The sequence below is a fragment of the Stenotrophomonas sp. YJH_SMC_94-11 genome (assembly GCF_059370435.1).
The window spans coordinates 814,266-834,920 of sequence record NZ_JCAFTR010000001.1 but is presented as its reverse complement, the minus strand read 5'-3'; the positions used below and the strand labels follow the sequence as shown (position 1 = coordinate 834,920).

Below are 20,655 nucleotides of genomic sequence, written 5' to 3'. Positions count from 1 at the left end.
ACAAAGCGCGCAAGCGGCGCCGGTTCAGGTTCGCCGCGTTGGATACAACGGCGCCAGGCCAGTTTCTGCTGCACCCGTAGCCACCGACCAGTGCGGTCCGTCACGGAAGACCTCACGCAGGCGCGTGCGCAACGGGGCCAGTTCGCCCTGCCCGCCCCAGCGCGCCTGCTGCAGGTCCAGCAACACCTGGCGCTGGGCCGGGTCATCCAGCCGGGCGATCACCTGCTCGATGCGCTCCACGCCCGCCATCGCACACAGACGCGCCTCCACCTGATCGAAACCCTCACCATCCAGCGCGCGGCGCAGTTCGGCCAGGCCCGCGCGTCCGCTCACCACGGTCGGCACAGAGGGCGTGCCGGCTGCAGGCGCCGCCACACGCGGGCGTCGGCCTCGCTGCCAGCCCCACAACAGGGTCAGCAGCCACAGCAGCGCCAGGCCAATGGCCGCCGCCATCCACGGCCACGGACGCTCGGACAGGCCGCTGGCGCGTGGATCGGTCGCGGCGATACGCGCATCCTGTCCATCGCTGCCCGGCAGCGCGGCAGCGGTGTCGATCGGTGGCAGCGCTGCCGGCGAGGCAGTGGCAGCGCCGGTACCGGCCGCAACGGCCAGCGTCAGGTCCGGCAGCTTGGCTTCCTGTGCCTTGCCGTTGCGCACATCCCACCAGGGCAGGCGTGGTCCCGGCACCACCAGCGAACCCGGCTGGCGCGGCACGATCGAATAGCGGCGGGTGATCTTCAGGCGCGGCGTGCTGCCGTTGAAGGTCTCTTCGTACTGTGCCGGTTCGGCAAACACCTGCGCTGCGTTGCCGGCATCGGGGACCGGCAGGTCGGTGAACTGTGCTCGGGTGGCGCCTTCGGCAACCGCTTCGACCACCACGTTGGCTGCCTCGCCGGTACGGGCACTGGTGGGCGCGCTGGTGTAGCGCAGCTGCAGGCTCTGCAGGGGCAACCACGGCTGCGGCGCCTGTGCCGGCTGTGCCTGCACCTGCAACGTGCGGTCTGCGCCAGTGGCATTCATGCGGCCATCGCCGCCCCCGAAGAAGTCATCGAAGAAACCTCCGGCGCTGCGCCCGCTGAAACGCGCACCGGACAGCCGCAACGCGCCGCTGCGCTCGGGGATCAGCAGGAAACGTCGTTCGACCACGTTGTAGCGGCGCCCGTTGACCTGGCGCACATCTGTGCGGTCGTCGCCAACGCGCTGCAACGACGCGCCCGCCGGGGTATCCAGCACCAGCTCGCCGGAGGCCAGCTGCGAGGCGAAATACAACCGCACCACCACGCCCACGCTCTGCTGCACGTACGGCGTATCGTCATCGACAACGGTTTCGATGAAGGCCATCGCATTGCTGTCAGGCCCGGCCACGGCGGCCGCATCGACCTGCAGCGTCAGCGGCGCAGTGCGCACACTGCCCACCTGCAGGCCCGGTACCACCAGCGCACCACTGCGCCGCGGCGTCAGCGCCACGCCATACAGGTTGCGCTGCTGCATGCTGCCATTGCTCCATTCCACCTGGCGGCTGCTGGTCTGGCCGCTCAGGTCGAAGTCGGTGCGCAATGGCGTGAAGTCGGGAGCGCCCTGATCGCTCTCGACATTGAGGGTGACCGTATCACCCATCGCGATGCGGTCGCGGTCCAGCCAGGCGCGTGGTTGCGCCCAGGCCAGCAGCGGCAGCCACAGCAACAGCGCCGCCAGTACCGGCCGTGACCAGTGCCCGTGCATGTTGATCGCCCGCGTCATCGCCCTTCCCTCTTCCTGCGTTCGTTTTCCAGCTGGAACTTGGCCCGCAGCAGCGCGCCCGGATCATCCGGCACACGCCGCATCCACGCTTCCACCGCCTGTTGCTCCTCGCGCTCGCGCGGCGTGCGGCCCTCCCCCCCCGGTACGGGTTTGCCGTCCTTGCCAGCCTCGCCCTCGCGTGCCTGCTGCATCGCCTGCTGCATCCGCTGGCGCTGCTGCTCATCGGCCTGGGCCTGTGCCTTGGCATCCTCCACCTGTGGTGGCGCCTGCTGGCCATCGCGGCCGCGCTCGCCGGGCTGCGGGCTCGACGGGTTCTTGTCGTCACCCGCCTTGGGCTGCGCCTTCTGGCCCGACGGCGGCTGGCCCTGGCCGGGATTCTGCTGGCCCTGCTGCGGCTTCTGGCCCTGCGGGTTCTGCTGGCCCGGGGCATCGTTCTGCTGCTTCTGCTGCCCGTTCTGCGGTGGCTTCTGCTGATCCTGGCCTTTGCCACCCGACTGCTTGCGCTTGCGCGCGGCATCGACCACGGCACGGTTGGCGACCGCATCGGCCATGCCGGGATGCAACGCCAGCGCGCGGTCGTAGGCGGCGATCGCTTCGTCGTAGTTGCCTTCGCGTGCCAGCGTGTTGGCCAGGTTGTACCAGCCGGCATCGCTGTCGATACCCTCGAACTGCCTGCGCGCAGTGGCGAAGTCGCCCTTGCGGTAAGCCTGGACCCCCTCGGCCAGGCGCTGATGCTGCGCCTGGTCGCTACGCTTCCACAGCGTGCCCTGCGCGGGTTGCGAGGCCTGCGTCGCAGGTGCCTGCGCCTGCGCGTCATTCATCCATGGCACGAGGCCGACTGCGAGCACCGCGGCCAGCAGCGCACGACGGCGGAAGGCCAGCAATGCCAGCAGCATCACCGGCGGCAGCAGCCAGAAGCCTTCGTCACGCCACTGCTTGCCTTCGCCCGGCCGCTGCGCCGCCGTGCCTTCGCGCGCGTCGAGTACACCGAGCGCACGCAGATCGCTGTCATCGGCGGAGATGCGTGCATAGCGGCCGCCACCGGCAGTGGCCACCGCGCGCAGGCTGCCCTCATCCAGCGCAGCCTGGCGGATCTGCCCGCTGCCATCGCGGTAGGCCGCACCGGCAGGCGTGCCCAGGCCCAGCACCGACACCTGCAGGCCCAGGCTGCGTGCCTGCGCTGCCGCCAGTGCAGCTTCACCATCCGCCTGGTCGCTGACCAGCAGGATCTGCCCCTGCAGCGCACCGATCTGCCGCATCAGCCGTGTTGCCCAGTCGATGCCGCGGTCGGCACGCTGGCCATCGCGTGGCATCACGTCCGGCGACAGCGCATCCAGATACAGCGCAACATTGCGGCCGTCATCAGTCAGCGGCGCCACGGTGTAGGCATCATCGGCATACACCACCAGGCCCACCTGCCCGCCCTGGCGCGCGCGCAGCAGCTCGCCCACTTTCGCGCGCGCCTGCAGCAGGCGCGACGGTGGCAGATCGGTTGCGCTGATCCGGCTGGACAGGTCCAGTACCACCAGCAGCGGTGCGCTGGCCTGGAACATCGGTTGCGCCTGCTGCCGCCAGCTCGGTCCGGCCATCGCCAGCGATGCCAGTGTCCAGCCCAGCAGCAGCGCCCATGGCAGGCGCACACGACGCTTCGCGCCGGTGGCCAGCAGATGTGGCAACAGATGTGCATCCACCGCCTGCCGCCACGCATCACTGCGCCGTTGCCGGTACAGCGCCAACGCGATGATCAGCGGCAGCGCCAGCAGTGCCCACAACCAGTCGGGCCGCAGGAAGTGCAGCGCGTTCCAGTCGGGAAGATTCGAAGCAAACGCGATCATCGGCGACGCTCCGGCCACGGCCATGCCAATGCGCCCAGCAGCAATGCCAGGCCCAACGGCCACGCATAGCGTTCCTCGCGAGGGCGCAGGCTCGGGCCCTTTGCGGCCACTGGCTCCAGGCGATCGAGCTCGGCATAGATGCCGGCCAGCTGCGCGGTATCACGCGCGCGGAAAAACTGGCCGCCGGTCATGCTGGCGATCCTCTTCAGAGTGGCCTCATCGACCGGATCCTGGTCGGTGGAAATCGGAATGCCGAACAACCGCATGCTGCCATCGCCGCCAAACGCAACCGTGTGGATGCGCACGCCTTCGGCGCGTGCGACTTCCGCAGCGCGCAGGGGTTCCAGCACACCGGCATTGCTGACACCATCGGTCAACAGGATCAGTACGCGCTGCCCCTCCGGCTGGCTACGCAGGCGCTTGACCGCCAGGCCGATGGCATCACCGATGGCGGTCTCGCGCCCGGCCAGGCCGACCACGCTGTCGCGCAGCTGATCGCGCACGCTGGCCAGGTCCGCAGTCAGCGGCGTGAGCGTATAGGCGCGGTCGCCGAAGATCAGCAGGCCAACGCGGTCGCCGGCACGACGATCCAGGAAGTCGGCCAGCACGGCCTTGGCCGCGGTGAGGCGATCGACCGCCTGGCCGCCCAGCACCATGTCGCCCTCGCCCATGCTGCCGGACACATCCATCGCCAGCATCATCTGCCGCCCCTGCTGCGGCGGCGTGATGGCTTCGCCCAGCTGCTGCGGTCGTGCCAGCGCGATGCACAGTGCACACCAGCCCAGCCACAGCAGCAGCGTGCGCAGCCACGACGCGTCAACACGGCCGCCACCAGACAGGGCTTCGAGCTCGGCGGCAGCATAGGGCACACGCAGTGCGGCGCCGGGTTCTGCACGGCGCTTCCACCAGCGCATCAGCAGCGGCATCGGGAGGGCCAGCAGGGCCAGCGGCCACGCCAGCTGCAGGTCCGGCCATGGCCAGTAACTTGCCAGCAGGTTCATCGGCGCCGCTCCAGCAGCATTGCCAGATAGCGTTCGCGGGCCCAGCTGCGCACAGCGGCCACGTCGTTGCTGTCGACACGCGGGCGATACGCGCCTTCGGCCAACAGGCTGCGGCGCGCATCGGGCAACGTGCCCTGCGGGTCCAGGCGTTGCCACCAGGCGTCATCGCGCAGTGATTCGCTGCCCGGCTTCGCATGGCGTGCGGCACGGCGCAGCAGTCCCGCGATGGCCGCCAGTTCGGCCGTAGCGTCGGGGGCGATTGCCAGTTCCTGATCGAACAGCTGCAACCAGCGCTGGCGGCGGCGGCGACGTCGCCACATCACCACGGCGATCACCAGCAGCAACAACACGACCACCGCGCCGATCATCAGGTAACCAGGGGCTGGCGGCCACCATGACGGTGCTGGCGGCAGCTGCACATCGCGCAACGGCAGCGCGGCGCTCATGCCGGCACCTCGGTCGGCGACGGCGCCAGCCAGGCGTCGCTGGGCGCATCGGTAGACAGCACCTGTACGTCGACACGGCGTGCGCCGAGCTGGCGCCGCAGTTCCTGCAGCGGTTGGACGAAGTGTGCCTGCCAATGGGCCTGCACTTCACTGCGACGCAGGTCGAGGCCGATGCGCTGCTGTGCGGTCTGGAACTGCAACGCCGCCGAGGGGGGGTGCAGTTCCAGTGGATCGACCAGCAGCACCAGGCTGAGGTCGTGATGCTGGGCCAGCGCGCTCCAGCGCGCCGGTGGAATGCGGATGGCCTGCTGCGGATCGGCCAGCACCAGCATGCGTGCCCCCGGGCGCAGCACGCGACCGGCATGGTCCAGCGCGCGCTCCAGGCCCAGATCGTCGGCTGGCGGCTGTGCGTACCAGCGGGTCAGCGCGTCGAGCACGCGCAGCACGCCGCGTGGCCCACCTGCCGGAGCGATCGGCGCTTCGCGGTCGCTGCCACGCAATGCGCCCACGCGGTCGCCACGGCGCTGCGCCGACCACGCGGCAACAGCACCGGCGCGTGCGGCCTGCACCGATTTGAAGCGCACGCGGGTGCCGAAGTACAGCGCCGGCGAGGTATCGGCCACGATCAGGCTGACCCGTTCGCGTTCGGCCTGGAACAGTTTGGTATGGGCGCGACCGGTGCGCGCCGTCACACGCCAATCGATGTGGCGCGCGTCGTCGCCGGCCACGTATTCGCGCGACTCGGCGTACTCCATGCCGCGGCCGCGGAGCGGGGACGGTGCCTGGCCCGCGTTGCCGGTGCGGCCACGGCGCGGCGGCGGCGGACGCTGTGCCAGCCGGCGCAGCGCGACCAGTTCGGCCAGCTGCGGGCGCAGCCCGTCACCTTCGAGCGCGGACGGTGCCTGTTCCAGGGATGGATCGGTCATGCGCAGGCTCAGGGTGCCGGCACCCGGGCCAGCAGCTCCTGCACCAGGCGCTCGCCGTCCCAGCCTTCGGCGGTGGCTTCATAGCTGGGCAGCACGCGATGGCGCAGCACGTCGGCGGCGACCGCGCGCACGTCGTCGGGCGTGACGAAGTCACGGCCAGCCAACCACGCCCGCGCGCGGGCGCAGCGTTCCAGTGCGATGGAACCGCGCGGGCTTGCCCCCCATGCGATGCGGCTGCCGAGGCCGGCGTCGTAGCGCGATGGATCACGCGAGGCCAGCACCAGTTCGATCAGGTAGCGCTCCAGTGCCGGTGCCATGTGCAGGTCCAGCACTTCGCGGCGGGCGTCGAAGACGTCCTGCATCGGCATCTTGTCCGGCGCCGGCGCGGCCTCGCCCAATGCGCCACGGGCACGCTCACGGGCCAGCCGCAGGATCTCCGATTCGGCGGCCTGGTCCGGGTAACCGATGCGCACATGCATCAGGAAGCGGTCCAGCTGCGCTTCCGGCAGCGGGAAGGTACCTTCCTGCTCGATCGGGTTCTGCGTGGCCATCACCAGGAACAGCGGCGGCAGCGCATAGGTATGGCGGCCAACCGTGACCTGGCGCTCGCCCATGGCTTCCAGCAGCGCCGACTGCACCTTGGCCGGTGCACGGTTGATCTCGTCGGCCAGCAGGATCGGGTGGAAGATCGGGCCAGGCACGAACTCGAAGCGGCCCTCCTGAGGGCGCCAGATCTCGGTGCCGGTGAGGTCGGCCGGCAGCAGGTCGGGGGTGAACTGCACGCGGGCAAAGTCGGCTTCCAGGCGCGAGGCCAGTGCACGGATCGCCGTGGTCTTGGCCAGGCCCGGTGCACCCTCCACCAGCAGATGGCCGTCGGCCAGCAGCGCGATCAGCAGGCGTTCGACCAGTGCCGCCTGGCCGACGATCTCGGTCGACAACGCATCGCGCAGCTGGGTGAATGCCGCACGCAGGCGGGAGGTTGCCGGCGCGGGCGGCGGCGAGACAGTTTCGGGCATCGGCGGTGGCAGATTCATGGGGACCTTTGACCGGCGCAGGACGGCACGGGTTCCCGACATCATCGCAGGGTGCCTTGCGATTGGCATCAAGAACGGCTGAACAGCGCATCCGCGCATGGCGTGAATCTACCGGCGGAAACGAGGAAGGGCCGCACAGGGCGGCCCTTCTTCGAAGACTTCGGAGCGGTGGCTCAGTTCTGCTTGGCCACGCGCAGCACCTTCGGGGTGACGAACACCAGCAGTTCGGCCTTGTCCTTGTTGCGGCCGCGCTTCTTGAACAGGTTGCCCAGGAACGGCACGTCGCCCAGGAACGGCACCTTGCTGATGCTGTTGCGATCGGTGAACTCGTAGACACCACCGATCACCACGGTCTGCCCGTCCTCGACCAGCACCGCGGTATTGACTTCGCGGCGGTTGATCGACGGCACGGTGCCGTAGCCCTCCAGCTGGATCAGCTGGTCGACTTCGTCCTTCTTCACCTGCATGTTGAGGAACACGCGGTTGTCGTTGGTGATGGTCGGAGTGACCTTCAGCTCCAGCACCACTTCCTTGAACTGCACGTTCGGCGTCGCCACGCCGCCAGCGGTACCACCGCTGATGGTGACGTAACCGATCTCCTTGCCCTGCTTGATCATCGCTTCGCGCTGGTTGGTGGTGACCACGCGCGGGTTGGAGATCACCTCGCCTCGCGATTCCTGCTGCATGGCCGACAGTTCCACGTCCAGCAGGTAGCCGGCATTGAGGATCGACAGTGCCAGCGAACCCGGGTTGCTGGCGGCGGCCACCGGCAGGTTCCAGTTCAGGCCACGGGTGATCGCCGAGCCGGACTTCACCGGCGGCGGGCCGACCCGGCCACCGGCTTCCCAGTCACGCTCGGCCTTGGCGTTGGCCAGGTCTGTTGCGACCTGCGACTTGCGGGTCTCGGCATTGGCATCCAGGCTGCCGCTGAAGTACACGTTGTCACGGCTGCCGCTGACACCGAACTTCGCGCCCAGTTCGCGGGCGAAGGTATCGGTGGCGATGACGATGCGGCTTTCGATCAGCACCTGGTCGACCGGGCGGTCGATCACGTTGATCAGCTCGCGCATGCGCGCGATCTTCTTCGGGATGTCGCTGATCATCAGCGTGTTGGTGCGCTCGTCGGCCACGATGCGGCCGCGCGAGGACAGGAAGCCACTGTCTTCCTGCGACGAGCTGCCCGAACCACCACCGCTGCCACCACCGCCACTGCCACCGATGCCCTTGGCCTCGGTCAGCGCTTTGAAGATCTGCGTGGCGCTGTGGTAGTTGATCTGGATGTAGTCGGTCTGCAGGTCTTCGCGGTTCTCGATGGCGATGCGCGCGTCTTCCTTCTCCTGCTCGAACTTGGCCAGTTCAGCCTGCGGCGCCACCCAGATCACGCTGCCATCGCGACGCTTGTCCAGGCCCTTGGCGCGCAGGACGATGTCCAGCGCCTGGTCCCACGGTACATTGACCAGGCGCAGGGTCACATTGCCCTGCACCGAGTCGGACGCAACCACGTTCAGGTTGGACTCCTCGGCGATCAACTGCAGCACGGTGCGCACCGGCACGTCCTGGAAGTTGAAGGTCACCGGCTTGCCGGTGAAGCCGCGCTGGCCGACGGCCTTGGCCGCCTGGGTGACGCTGCCGGCGGTGACCGCGCCGACGGCGGCCGGGGCCTGCCGCGGGCTGATCTCGACCACGTACTCGTTGCCGCTCTGGTAGGCCAGCGACTCCACTGCACCGCCGGTACTCAGCACCAGCTGGGTGCCGGCACCGGACGGCTTGGCGTCGATGCGCTGTACCGGCGTGGCGAAGTCGGTGACGTTCATCGGCTTCTGCAGGTTGGCCGGCAGTCGGGCATTGCCGACGTCGACCACCACGCTGTTGCCCTGCGTGCGCAGGTCAGGAATCGCGCCCTGCCCGTCGAACTGCACGATCAGGCGCCCGGCGCCGTCATCGCCACGCTTGAAATCGATCTTGGCCACCGACAGGCCTGCCGGCGCAGCGGCCGGTGCCACGGTGGCGCCCACCGGTTTTTCCGCCGGTGCGGCAGCCAGCGCCGGAGCGCAGGCCAGCATCAGCGCGACTCCCAGCGCGCTGACACGGTTCAAGGTAGAGCGCCGGATGGGACGCAGCCCCTTGGCTTGGTGAAAGGTCATCGTGCTATCCCCAGTAAACGATCATTGATCTTCAAGCGAGAGCGTTGCCGGCCGTTCCAGCCAGCCACCCGCGCCATCCGGCACCAGTTCGATCAGCTCCACGCGGTCTTCGAAGACCGCCGTGACCCGCCCGTCGCTCTGCCCCAGGTAACCGCCCGGGCGAACCCGGTAGGTGACCTTGTCCGGCCCCATCACCAGCGCCACGGTGCCTGCACCGGTACCGATGGTGCCGACCATGTCCAGCGCATCCAGCGGGAAGCCTTCCAACGGCTCCTTGCGCCGGTTCGGGTCCGGTCGCAATCCGCCGTTCCCCTGCTGCGGATTGGTCCAGGCATCGGTGAACGGATCGCGCATGCCCTGCGCGGAGTATTCAAAGGTCTCGAACTGCTGCATCACCGGCAGCGGCTCCAGCGGTTGCGCCGGTCGCGCGCGCTCGCCTTCCACCCACTTCTCAAGGTTCGGTGCGTCGCCGGGCGTGCTGGTCACGCCACGGCCGCAACCGGCCAGCAGCAGTACAGCCAGCACCATCGCACCACGTACGGTCTGCGCGCGCATCACTTCTTGCCCTCCTTGCCAGCGTCGGCCGCCTGCTGCGCCTGCACTTCGGTCTCGTCCAGGTAACGGTAGGTCTTGACCGTACCGGACAGTTCCAGTGCACCGCTGCGGACGTTGCCGCCGGTCTTTTCCTTGGGCTTGAGGTTGATGTCATGCATGGTCAGGATCACCACCCGCGGCAACGAGGCCACGCCACTGACGAATGCGCCGAACTGGTGGTAACTGCCCACCATGCGCAGCTTGATCGGCTTCTCGGCGTAGAACTCCTTGACCTGCTCCTGCTCCGGCTCGAACAGCTCGTTGGTCAGGCCGCTGGACAGCGCGGTCTGCGAGATGTCGATGATCAGGTCGGGCATTTCGGTCTTGCTCGGCAGCTGCCGCAGCATCTGCTGCAGCACCTGCTCCATCTGCGCCAGCTGCTGCTTCAGCGGCCCCAGGTTCACCGCGCGTTCCTGCTGCTTGGTGAACTCGGCGCGCAGCTCGACTTCCTTCGATTCCAGGCCGGCCAGTTCTTCGCGCTTGCCGCTGATCAGCAGCATCCACGCCACGAACATGATGACCAGCGCCAGCAACGAGCAGAAGACGATCTTGGCCTTCTGCGGCCAGTTGCCGATGTCGTTGAAATCCAGGTTCTTGATATCGATCTTCTGGCTCATGCGCGGTCCCCCTGCAGCAGCGCATTGAAGGCCTGCGGCGGCTGCGCCAGGCGGCTGCCCTCAGGCTTCGGGGCAGGTGCCGGGGCCGGCGCGGCGGCCGGAGCGGCCGGTTGGTTCGGCTTGGCCGGAGTGGCCGGCGGTGCAGCGGCCGGTGCAGCGGGAGCCGCTGCCGGCTGGCCCGTTGCCGGAGCCGCAGGCGTCGCGGCATCCGGACCCGCGGCCAACGGAGCCACCGGTGCCGGCGCAGCCGTCGCCACCGAGCCATCGGCGTTCAGGCCCGGCGTCGCCGAGACCTCTTCGCTCTGTGCCGGCAGTTTCACCTTGACCACGAACACGTAGGGCAGCGCCTTGATGTCGGCCAGCGGACCGACCTTGCCATCCTTGTCCTTCTCCGGGTCACGCGCTTCGATGATCGACAGCTCCGGATTGGTCATCCAGCCGGAGGTCTCCAGGTTGCGCATGTAGGCCGAAACGCGGGCATTGGACTGGGTGCGACCTTCCAGCGTCAGCACATCCCCTTCCTGCTTCAGCGCGGTCAGCACCACGCCATCGGGAATGGTGCGCACCAGCGCGTCGAACAGGTGGACCATCTGCGAGCGCTTGGCCTGCAGTTCCTCGATCACCTTCTTGCGGGCCAGCAGGCGTTCCTTCTGCGCGTCGAGGCGATCGATCTCCTTGTTCTGTTCCTTGACCTTCTCGATCTCGGCTTCCAGATAGGCGTTGCGGTCCATCTGGCCGCTCACCTGGCGGTCGTAATAGAACCAGATCATCAGCGACAACAGCAGGCCACCGACAGCGGCCATGCCCAGCATTGCGTAGAACTCGCGCTGGCGTTGCTTGCGCCGTTCGGCGCGCCAGGGCAATAGATTGATGCGTGCCATCAGTCGAAGCTCCTCAGCGCCAGACCGGTCGCGATCATCAGCGCGGGGGCATCCTGGGCCAACGCATGCGCGTTCACCTTCGGCCCCAGGGTCATCTGCGCCAGCGGGTTGGCGACCACGGTCGGCACGCCCAGCTGTTCCTCGACCATCTCCGGCAGGCCACCGAGCACGGCGCAGCCGCCGGCCAGCACGATGTGATCGACGCGGTTGAATTCGCTGCCCGCATAGAAGAACTGCAGCAGGCGGCTGATCTGCTGGACCGTGGCTTCCTTGAACGGCTCCAGCACCTCCATCTCGTAGCTTTCCGGCAGGCCGCCCTGGCGCTTGGCCAGCCCGGCTTCCTCGTAGCTCAGGCCGTAGCGGCGCATGATCTCGTCGGTCAGCTGCTTGCCACCGAACACCTGCTCGCGGCTGTAAAGGCTACGACCGCCGCGCAGGACATTGAGGGTGGTCATGGTGGCGCCGATGTCGACCAGCGCAACCACACCGTCGATGGACACCGGCAGCTCGCTGGCGACCAGGGCGTAGGCGTTCTCGACCGCGAAGGCCTCCACGTCCATCACCTTGGCCTGCAGGCCACCGAGCTCCAGCGCGGACTGGCGCAGCTCGACATTCTCCGAACGCGACGCGGCCAGCAGCACCTGGACCATCTCCGGGTTGTTCGGGATCGACCCGATCACCTCGAAGTCCAGGTTCACTTCCTCGATCGGATACGGAATGTAGTTGACCGCTTCCAGCTCGATCTGGGCTTCCATGTCGTTTTCGTCGAGATCGGCCGGCATCGGGATCACCTTGGTGATCACCGCCGACCCCGCGACGGCGGCAGCGGCCAACTTGGCCTTGCTGCCTGAACGGTTCATCGCCCGGCGGATGGCCTCACCGACGGCCTCCACTTCGACGATGTTCTTCTCCACCACCGCATTCGGCGGAAGAGGTTCCACAGCGTAATGTTCCACGCGGAAACGATTGCCGCTGCGGGACAGCTGCAAAAGCTTTACCGCAGTCGAACTGATGTCGACGCCTACAAGCGGCGACTGACTTTTTGGGATGAGCCCCACGGTTTCTCCCCTGCCGACGGGCACTTGGACGCAAGACCTGCGTCCGAGCATTAATAACGTATTCTTAGCAAATGGCAACGGCCCTGCTGTGAAATCCCTCACGGATTCACCATGCAGCCCCTGACTGTTCCCCTTGCGCTCCCCGGTGCCGACCCCAGCCGCCACCTTGCGTAATCTATACTCTGCGACCACGAAATTCGCAATCGGAATCTGAACCCGATGACTCGACTCCGCCGCTGGCTGCGCTGGATCTTCCTGATTGTCCTGGTCCTGGCGCTGATCGGCGCGGCCGCCGTGGGCGGTCTGTACTATGCCGTTTCCTCCAAGCTTCCCGACGTGCAGACCCTGCGCGACGTGGAAATGCAGGAGCCGATGTACGTCTACGCTGCCGACGGCAAGCTGATGGCGGTGTTCGGCGAGACCCGGCGCACCCCGATCACCATGAAGGACGTGCCCGAGCGGCTGAAGCAGGCCTTCCTGGCCACCGAGGACGCCCGCTTCTACGAACACGGCGGCGTGGACTACATGGGCATCGGCCGTGCGGTCTGGCTGCTGGCCACCACCAACGACAAGCGCGTGCCGGGTGGCTCCACCATCACCCAGCAGGTCGCCCGCCAGTTCTTCCTCAGCTCCGAGTACAGCTACACCCGCAAGCTGGCCGAGATCCTGCTGGCGCGCAAGATCGAGTCCGAGCTGAGCAAGGACGAGATCTTCGAGCTGTACCTGAACAAGAGTTTCTTCGGCAACCGCGCCTACGGCGTGGCCGCTGCCGCCGAGTTCTATTACGGCAAGAAGCTGAACGAGCTGGACCTGGACGAGATGGCCTCGCTGGCCGGTATCCCCAAGTTCCCGTCGTCGGGCAACCCGATCTCCAACCCGGAACGTGCCCGCCAGCGCCGCGACAATTACGTGCTGCAGCGCATGGCCGACCTGAAGTTCGTCAGCCAGGCCGAAGCCGACGCGGCCAAGGCCGTGCCGATGCACGCCACCGCGCATGAGCCGCCGGTGCAGGTCGATGCACCCTACGTGGCCGAGCTGGTGCGCCAGGAAATGATCGCCCGCTTCGGCGGCGACGTGGTCAACAAGGGCTACCACGTCACCACCACGATCGACTCCACCCTGCAGACCGCCGCCAACCTGGCCGTCCGTGATGGCCTGCTGCTGTACGACCACCGCCACGGTTGGCACGGCGTGGAGAAGCAGGTGCAGCTGGGCGCCGGCGACGATACCGCCGCGCTGGCCGAGCACCTGCGCGGCATGTACGGCCAGGCCGGCCTGCTGCCGGCAATCGTCGCCAGCACCGCGGCCGATGGCAGCGCCACGGTGGTGCTGGCCAACCGCACCGAGATCGTGCTGCCAGCCGGTGCCGCCAAGTGGACCAACAAGACCCCGGGCAAGCTGGTGCAGCGCGGCGACATCGTGCGCGTACGCGCCGGTGCCAAGGAAGGGGAGTGGCTGCTGGACCAGATCCCGCGCGGCCAGTCCGCACTGGTCTCGCTGGATGCCCACAGCGGCGCGCTGAAGGCGCTGGTGGGTGGCTTCAGCTTCTCCGGCAACAAGTTCAACCGCGCCACCCAGGCCCGCCGCCAGCCGGGTTCGAGCTTCAAGCCGTTCGTCTACGCGGCCGCTTTCGACAAGGGCTACAACCCAGCCTCGATCGTGCTCGACGCCCCGGTCGTGTTCCGCGATCGCCGCGGCAAGACCTGGGCCCCGCAGAACGACGGCGGAGGCTTCCGCGGCCCGATGCGCCTGCGTGAAGCGCTGGTGCAGTCGCGCAACCTGGTCTCGGTACGCCTGCTCGATGGCATGGGCGTGGACTACGCGCGCAAGTACATCAGCGAGTTTGGCTTTGCCGAATCGGAGTTGCCGCCGAACCTGTCGATGTCGCTGGGCACTGCATCGCTGACCCCGCTGTCGGTGGCGCGTGGCTACGCGGTGTTCGCCAATGGCGGCTCGCGCGTGGATACCTGGCTGATCGACCAGGTCAATGACCGCGACGGCAACCTGGTGTTCAAGGAAAACCCGGCGCTGGCCTGCCGCGACTGCGCCGGCAGCAGCGATCAGCCGGTCAACCAGGTGGTGGATGGCTTCAACTTCGGCGCCCCGGCCCCGAAGGTGGACCCGGCCGCCGCGGCCAAGGCCGAAGCCAAGGTCGAAACCCCGACGGCACCGGCCAACCCGGATGCCCGCACCGCCCCGCGCGCGATCGATGCCCGCACCGCCTACCAGCTGGTGTCGATGATGCGCGACGTGGTCCAGCGCGGTACCGGTGTGCAGGCCAAGGTGCTCGGCCGCGAGGACGTGGGCGGCAAGACTGGCTCCACCAACGACCATCGTGACGCCTGGTTCTCCGGCTTCGGCGGCCCGTACGTGACCACCGTGTGGGTGGGCCGTGACGACTTCCGCTCGCTGGGTTACCGCGAGTACGGTGGCAAGGCGGCGCTGCCGATCTGGATCGACTACATGCGCACCGCGCTGAAGGACACCCCGATCGCGCAGAACGAGCCGCCCAGCGGCATGGTCCAGGCCACGCTCAACGGCGCGACCGAGTGGGTGAAGGTGGAAGACATGGATCGCCTGACCGACTACGACCTGAACCTCAATACGCCGCAGGCCGACGCCGCCGCGTTCGATATCTTCTGAGGAAGGGTTCGGTGGGTGCCAACCATGGGTTGGCACCGATGCGACTGTAGAGCCGAGCCCATGCTCGGCTCCGGACGCCCGCGGTAGAGCAGCCGAGCATGGGCTCGGCTCTACAGGATCAACGGCACCCGCTTGCTCCCATCCGGGAAAACGCCTACGCGGATGTCACATCCGTGCGCTAGTCTGTAGCCAGGTCGCAACAGGAGTCCTCGCATGCATCGCGCCCGCCAGCATGCTGCCAGCCAGACCCGCGAGCGGCGCCACCGCCTCGCCCACGAAGCCGCCCGCCTGATGGCTGAAGGCGGCATCCGCGACTACCACCAGGCCAAGCTGAAGGCCGCCAGCCGGCTCGGCATCCACGACGATGCCTCCCTGCCGCGCAACACCGAGATCGAAGACGCCCTGCGCGAGTACCAGCGGCTGTTCTCCGGGCCCCAGCACGGCAATGAACTGCAGCGCCGCCGCGAGGCCGCGATGCGCGCGCTGGAGTTCCTGCACGGCTTCGCCCCACGGCTGGCCGGCCCGGTGCTGGAAGGCACCGCCGATGCCAACAGCCCGGTGCAGCTGCACCTGCACAGCGACGACCCGGAAGCCGTGCATCGCTTCCTGGACGAGCACGGCATTCCCGCCGAATCGCGGACGCGCCGGCTGCGCATGGACCGCGAACGCAGCCTGGACGTGCCGGTGTGGGTGTTCAGTGCCGAGGAGCTGACCTTCGACCTGGCCGTGCTGCCGTACGATGCGCTGCGCCAGGCGCCGCTGTCGCCGGTGGATGAGAAGCCGATGCGACGCGCGTCTGTCGCACAGCTGCGGCAGCTGCTGGCCGAAGCGGAGATCACCGCGTACATCGGCGGGTGACGGTTGCGCAGGTTCTGGTGGGTGCGGACCGTTGGTCCGCGCGGTGCATCAGGCATCCGGATAGCTGACCGAAGAGCAGCCGAGCATGGCTCGGCTCTACAGGAGATGCGTTGCCCTACCAGACATCATGGTGCTGCTCCTCCGTTTCATCGCCAAGCAGGCGCATCAACCAAGGGGCTCCCACCCGCTGCGGGTACGCCATCATCATCCGCGCGTGCATGTTCTGCAGATCGCCCAGCAACCAGGTCTGGTTGTATACATCGCCGAACGGGTCCGACCACGCCGTCTGTATCCGCGCGCGCTCACCGCCGTTGAGATTGGGCATTCTGTCCAACGGGATCTCCAGTACCGGCTCCAGCGCCCGATTGATGGCCGCGTTCTCCGCCTCCGCCGCACGCATGAGCTCCAGCCGATGGCTCACCTGCCAGCACGGGAAAGGGAAGCAGCTTCCGGTGGCATCGATGTATGCCGCCATGTCGGCCAGCATGTGGGCCTTCAGCTGCCACACCATTGCACTGTCCAGCAGCTGCCGCACCCGCAGTGTGCGCAGCGTGCCGGCGCGGACATCCTCCGGGGTGGTGAACGGCTCGCCCGGGGTTGGGCCGCCATGCCGCACCAGCACGATGCGATGGATCGCCTCCTGGGTGATGTTCTCCACGCGCAGCGCGGCGGCCTCCGGATGCACGCGCGGCGGCGGCACGCTCGATACCCGCCAGGTGTACCAGGCCGCCAAGCCCACGCCCGCCACGCACAGCAGGGCGAACAGCAGCCAGCGGTCCAGATTGCGGGTGTAGTAGTAAAAACGTGCCCGCCACAGATAGAACGTGCGGTAGCTGATGAACCGGCTTACCCATCGATACATTGCCATTTCCTCGGCAAGGGCCCCGGCGCGGCGGGGCGGATTACGCGCGTCACGCCGGGGCTCCATGGCTTACCAGCCGATGCCGACGCCGACGCCGACGCCCATGCTGCGTTCGCCACTGTTGGTGAACGCACCATTGAGGCTGAAGGTGGCCGAGCCCTTTTCGTTGAGCACGCGCTGGTAGCCGACCGCCATCGCCGACTCACCCTCGCTGTAGCCCACGCCCGCACCGAGGCGGTTGTAGGTGGCCAGGCCCGCAGTGTTCATCGCCATCGCGGTCTGCGCGCTGCTCATCGCCGCCATGCGGTTGAAACGCTTGTCCATCTTGTCCAGGCGACGTTCGAAATTGCTGATCGCGCCATCGGTGTACTCGTTGGCGCGGGCCAGCATCTTCTCCAATTCAGCGGTGTCGACCTGCGGCTTGGGCGTCTCGTCCTGCTTCGACTTCGGCTGCGGCGCGAGCTTCTCACCCTCGCCGACCGACGCCACCTGCTGGCCGCCTTCGGCCTGCGGCACCGGTGCTTCCGGCTCCGGCGCCGAAGCGACGGCCATTGCCCGCGGCTGCGGCGCATCGATGCGCTCTTCCAGGCCATCGATACGGCCGTTGAGCTGCTGCTGCATCGAATGCAGCTGGCCACCATTGACCGCATCACGGCTGCCGGCGGCGACCAGGCCGTTGGCCACGTTGGAGATGACCATGCCGTGGGTTCCGGCGAGGGTGAGCTGGTTGAGACCGTCGGCGCGGACCGAGGGGGTGTCCTGGAAGATCGAGTTGAGCTGACCCTCCACCTTATCCACACGGCGGCCTGCAGTGATGACAGCGCCATCGAGCGCCATCAGCGCGCCCTCAACGGTGTTCTGTGTACCGCCCTGCACCGAGTAGATCGGGGCAATGATGTTGCCGCTGGCATCCATGCCTGCGCTGCCGCCGAGGGTGGCGAGGGAGTCCTTCAGCTGAGAGACGGTCGTGGCGTTGTGATCAGCGGTGCCACGGGCGATGTTAACGAGGCGGCGCTCGGCGCCACTACTCCCAAAGGAAGCCGTTCCAGCCTCGGTGGCCTCGGCCCCTGCACCCAAGGCCAGCGCTCCGTCTGCGCCTAGATGAATCCTAGATCCGGCACCAATGGCGACACCATTGGTCGCTGCCACATGTGCGCCTGTTCCCATCGAGAAGCCATTCAAAGCTGCAGCGGACACGGTCGCCCCGCGCCCAATTGCAACAGAATTCACACCCAGCGCGGAGGAGAATGCTCCAACCGAAGTTCCACCCTCGTTGCCGGCCTTTGCGGAATCGCCAATAGCGACACCAAGAAGCCCTGCCTCGGCGCGCTGGCTAAACGAATCAACGCCAATGCTCAGATACTGATTCATAGTCTCCAGCACCGACACTCTACTGTTCGTATCATGAAGTTGACGCCCAGATACGGCCTCCGAACTTGTGGCATTCAATTGAGCATCTGCCAGCCCAATGATTTTGCGGTTTGTATTGGCGCTGTTGCGCACGTCCAGCACGGTTCCGCTGTTCTTCTCGCCCAGACGGACATTGCCGTTGACGGCGACCTGACTGACCAGCCCTTCCAGCGCAGCCGTGCTGACCAACGCCTTGGCAGCGTCTGCCTTCGCAACCGTTGCATCCGCCTGCGCCGCCGTAGCCGCTTTCTCCACGGCAGCCACCTGCACATTGGTGGCATTCAGCTGCTTGCCGTTGACCGCTTCATTGCTGCTTGCACTTACCGTGCCATCCGCCACACCGGCAACCTTCCGGCTGGCGTTGGCGCTGTTGCGCACATCCAACACAGTTCCGCTGTTCTTCTCGCCCAGACGGACATTGCCGTTGGTGGCGGTCTGACTGACCAGTCCTTCCAGCGCGGTCGTGCTGACCAACGCCTTGGCAGCGTCCGCCTTCGCAACCGTTGCATCCGCCTGCGCAGCTGCGGCCGCCTTCTCCACGGCAGCCACCTGCACATTGGTGGCATTGAGCTGCTTGCCGTTGATCGCTTCATTGCTGCTGGCGCTTACCGTGCCATCCGCCACGCCGGTAACCTTCCGGCTGGCGTTGGCACTGTTGCGCACGTCCAGCACAGTTCCGCTGTTCTTCTCGCCCAGACGGACATTGCCGTTGGCGGCGGTCTGGTTGACCAGTCCTTCCAGCGCAGCCGTGCCGACCAACGCCTTGGCAGCGTCTGCCTTTGCAACCGTTGCATCCGCCTGCGCGGCCGTAGCCGCTTTCTCCACGGCAGCCACCTGCACGTTGGTGGCATTGAGCTGCTTGCCGTTGACCGCTTCATTGCTGCTGGCACTTACCGTGCCATCCGCTACACCGGTAACCTTCCGGCTGGCGTTGGCGCTGTTGCGCACGTCCAGTACGGTGCCGCTGTTCTTCCCACCCAGGCGGACATTGCCGGTGGCGGCGGTCTGAGAGACCAGGCCCGCGAGCGCGGTCGTCTCGGTCAGTGCCTTGGCGGCGTCGGCCTTGGCAGCATTGGCCGCCGTCTGCGCGCTCGTGGCCGTGCTCTGGGCAGTGGACACGGCCTGGTTGGTCGCGAACAGCTGATTGCCGGTGATCGCGTCGGTGCTGCCATTGCTGACCACGCCGTCGGCAATGTACTGGATCTTGCGCCTCAGCGTGGCACTGCCCACCGAAACGGAGTTGACCGACGCCGTGACAGAGCCGGCACCCAGTGCCACTGCATTGTCATGGCGGGCGTTGGCCCGGTCACCCAATGCCACGGCACTGGTATTGGCCGATACCGCAAGATTGCCCAGCGCGGTGGCGAACTGCGCCTTGGCCTCGCTGCCACGCCCCAGCGCCGTGGACTGCTTTGCCGTGGCTTTGCTCAGGTACCCCATTGCAGTGGCATGTTCGGCGGCCGCATTGGCGTCACCGCCTACAGCAATGGAGAAGTTCCCGCTGGCAATGGCCCGGAAGCCGGTCGCGACCGCGCCGTTTGCGCTGCGCGTGTTTGCACCGATGGAAACGCCGGCATTCTGGCCGGTCACTCGGTTGCCCTCCGCATCGACGCCAGCCAGCGCATCGAACCCGAGTGCGACACTGCGACCGTTGTAGGCCTTGGCATTGTTGCCGATGGCGGTGCTGATGCCGTAGCTCCCCGATTCTGCGATCGCGCCCCTACCCAGTGCCAGGGTGGTGGCATCGATGCGATTGGTGGCGGACTGCGCAAGCGTCCGAACCGCTGTCAGATCATTTTTCATGGTGCCAACGTTTGCTTCGACCGCACCCAGCTTGCTGTTGGTCGCGTACAGCTGCTTGCCCGTGACGGCGTCGGTACTGGCTGCGGTGATCCGCCCATCGGCTACGTTGACGATCCGCCGCTTCTCCTTGTCACTGCCGACGGAGACGGTGTTCACTTCACTGGCAAGGGAATTTGCACCGATCGCCACTGAGTTCTCGCTCTGCGAGAGCGATCCACTACCGATGGCGATCGAGTTCTGGCGCGTGGCTGACGCCTTGTTTCCGAAGGCAGTGGACCCGATGCCCTTGCCATAGGCGTTGGCACCCACCACTGTGCTGTGCCCCAGCTGGGCCGTGGCGTTGTAGCCAACTGCAACGCTGTCCACACCACTGATGTATGCCTGTTGGCCGAGAGCAGTGTTGTAGTTGCCAAGCACCTTGGCTTTGTGACCAAAGGTGGCGTTCCACGATCCGTCGTTGTAGGCCCCGCCGCCCATGATCAGATACTCCTTGGACGTGGACAACTTGGAGCTTGCATAGGGGACCGCATCGGTTTGACCAAGGTGTGGCGCGCAGCGGAGCTCGGGCTTGCCCAGATCGAAGACGTCACACCCCCAGTACTCGACTGCGCCGGCGTCCATAGCGCCAATCGTGGACACGGAAAGCGCAACAACCCGCAACGCCAGCTTGCTTCTTGAAGCACCGCAGCGCCTTGCGACAGCCAGCTCGCTCGCCACCACCCAGCACTGCCGGGCGGCATTCCAGATACGCCGATAGATTCGATTCATGGTCTTTCTCCTTAACAGTTTGCGGAAAAGACATC

At 67.1% G+C, this 20,655-nt stretch carries 15 protein-coding genes; 2 read left to right on the top strand and 13 right to left on the bottom strand.

The features are described 5' to 3' along the window. Positions 1-24: 24 nt before the first annotated feature. The 11 genes from AC5P74_RS03735 to AC5P74_RS03685 form a co-directional block, all read right to left on the bottom strand. The gene (locus AC5P74_RS03735; protein ID WP_070490194.1) at positions 25-1,740 is read right to left on the bottom strand and encodes a BatD family protein; all 1,716 of its coding nucleotides are present in this window, start codon (positions 1,738-1,740) and stop codon (positions 25-27) included. Then, positions 1,737-3,575 (bottom strand): VWA domain-containing protein, encoded by a 1,839-nt coding sequence (locus AC5P74_RS03730; protein ID WP_346607687.1) that lies wholly within the window; start codon positions 3,573-3,575, stop codon positions 1,737-1,739. The genes AC5P74_RS03735 and AC5P74_RS03730 overlap by 4 nt, the downstream gene beginning before the upstream one ends. Beyond that, the gene (locus AC5P74_RS03725) at positions 3,572-4,576 is read right to left on the bottom strand and encodes a vWA domain-containing protein (protein ID WP_206620376.1); all 1,005 of its coding nucleotides are present in this window, start codon (positions 4,574-4,576) and stop codon (positions 3,572-3,574) included. The genes AC5P74_RS03730 and AC5P74_RS03725 overlap by 4 nt, the downstream gene beginning before the upstream one ends. Further along, positions 4,573-5,022 (bottom strand): DUF4381 family protein, encoded by a 450-nt coding sequence (locus tag AC5P74_RS03720; protein WP_005418904.1) that lies wholly within the window; start codon positions 5,020-5,022, stop codon positions 4,573-4,575. The genes AC5P74_RS03725 and AC5P74_RS03720 overlap by 4 nt, the downstream gene beginning before the upstream one ends. Then, entirely contained in the window at positions 5,019-5,948 is a 930-nt protein-coding gene (locus AC5P74_RS03715; protein ID WP_329842643.1) for a DUF58 domain-containing protein, read from the bottom strand. The genes AC5P74_RS03720 and AC5P74_RS03715 overlap by 4 nt, the downstream gene beginning before the upstream one ends. A gap of 8 nt (positions 5,949-5,956) precedes the next feature. Further along, positions 5,957-6,982 carry an AAA family ATPase gene (locus tag AC5P74_RS03710; RefSeq protein WP_346607686.1) on the bottom strand — a complete coding sequence of 342 codons (1,026 nt, stop codon included), beginning with the start codon at positions 6,980-6,982 and terminating at the stop codon, positions 5,957-5,959. 173 nt (positions 6,983-7,155) lie between these two features. Further along, positions 7,156-9,126, bottom strand: a complete 1,971-nt coding sequence (locus tag AC5P74_RS03705) for a type IV pilus secretin PilQ (RefSeq protein ID WP_065179084.1) — start codon at positions 9,124-9,126, stop codon at positions 7,156-7,158. Between the two features lie 21 nt (positions 9,127-9,147). After that, positions 9,148-9,681, bottom strand: a complete 534-nt coding sequence (locus AC5P74_RS03700) for a pilus assembly protein PilP (protein WP_005418914.1) — start codon at positions 9,679-9,681, stop codon at positions 9,148-9,150. Next, entirely contained in the window at positions 9,681-10,337 is a 657-nt protein-coding gene (locus AC5P74_RS03695; protein ID WP_053498468.1) for a type IV pilus inner membrane component PilO, read from the bottom strand. The genes AC5P74_RS03700 and AC5P74_RS03695 overlap by 1 nt, the downstream gene beginning before the upstream one ends. Beyond that, positions 10,334-11,218 (bottom strand): PilN domain-containing protein, encoded by an 885-nt coding sequence (locus AC5P74_RS03690; protein ID WP_346607685.1) that lies wholly within the window; start codon positions 11,216-11,218, stop codon positions 10,334-10,336. The genes AC5P74_RS03695 and AC5P74_RS03690 overlap by 4 nt, the downstream gene beginning before the upstream one ends. Next, the gene (locus AC5P74_RS03685; RefSeq protein ID WP_014038321.1) at positions 11,218-12,276 is read right to left on the bottom strand and encodes a pilus assembly protein PilM; all 1,059 of its coding nucleotides are present in this window, start codon (positions 12,274-12,276) and stop codon (positions 11,218-11,220) included. Before AC5P74_RS03685 ends, AC5P74_RS03690 begins: the two co-directional genes overlap by 1 nt. 219 nt (positions 12,277-12,495) lie before the next feature. Between AC5P74_RS03685 and AC5P74_RS03680 the strand changes: the two genes are divergently transcribed. Beyond that, entirely contained in the window at positions 12,496-14,919 is a 2,424-nt protein-coding gene (locus AC5P74_RS03680) for a penicillin-binding protein 1A (protein WP_053498472.1), read from the top strand. Between the two features lie 213 nt (positions 14,920-15,132). Next, positions 15,133-15,777 carry a hypothetical protein gene (locus tag AC5P74_RS03675; RefSeq protein WP_043034094.1) on the top strand — a complete coding sequence of 215 codons (645 nt, stop codon included), beginning with the start codon at positions 15,133-15,135 and terminating at the stop codon, positions 15,775-15,777. Between the two features lie 115 nt (positions 15,778-15,892). On the opposite strand, the gene AC5P74_RS03670 is transcribed toward AC5P74_RS03675, so the two are convergent. Next, complete coding sequence (locus tag AC5P74_RS03670; protein WP_053498474.1) at positions 15,893-16,639, bottom strand: hypothetical protein; 747 nt, start codon at positions 16,637-16,639, stop codon at positions 15,893-15,895. 69 nt (positions 16,640-16,708) lie between these two features. Further along, complete coding sequence (locus AC5P74_RS03665) at positions 16,709-20,620, bottom strand: ESPR-type extended signal peptide-containing protein (protein ID WP_495204798.1); 3,912 nt, start codon at positions 20,618-20,620, stop codon at positions 16,709-16,711. Positions 20,621-20,655 lie beyond the last annotated feature (35 nt).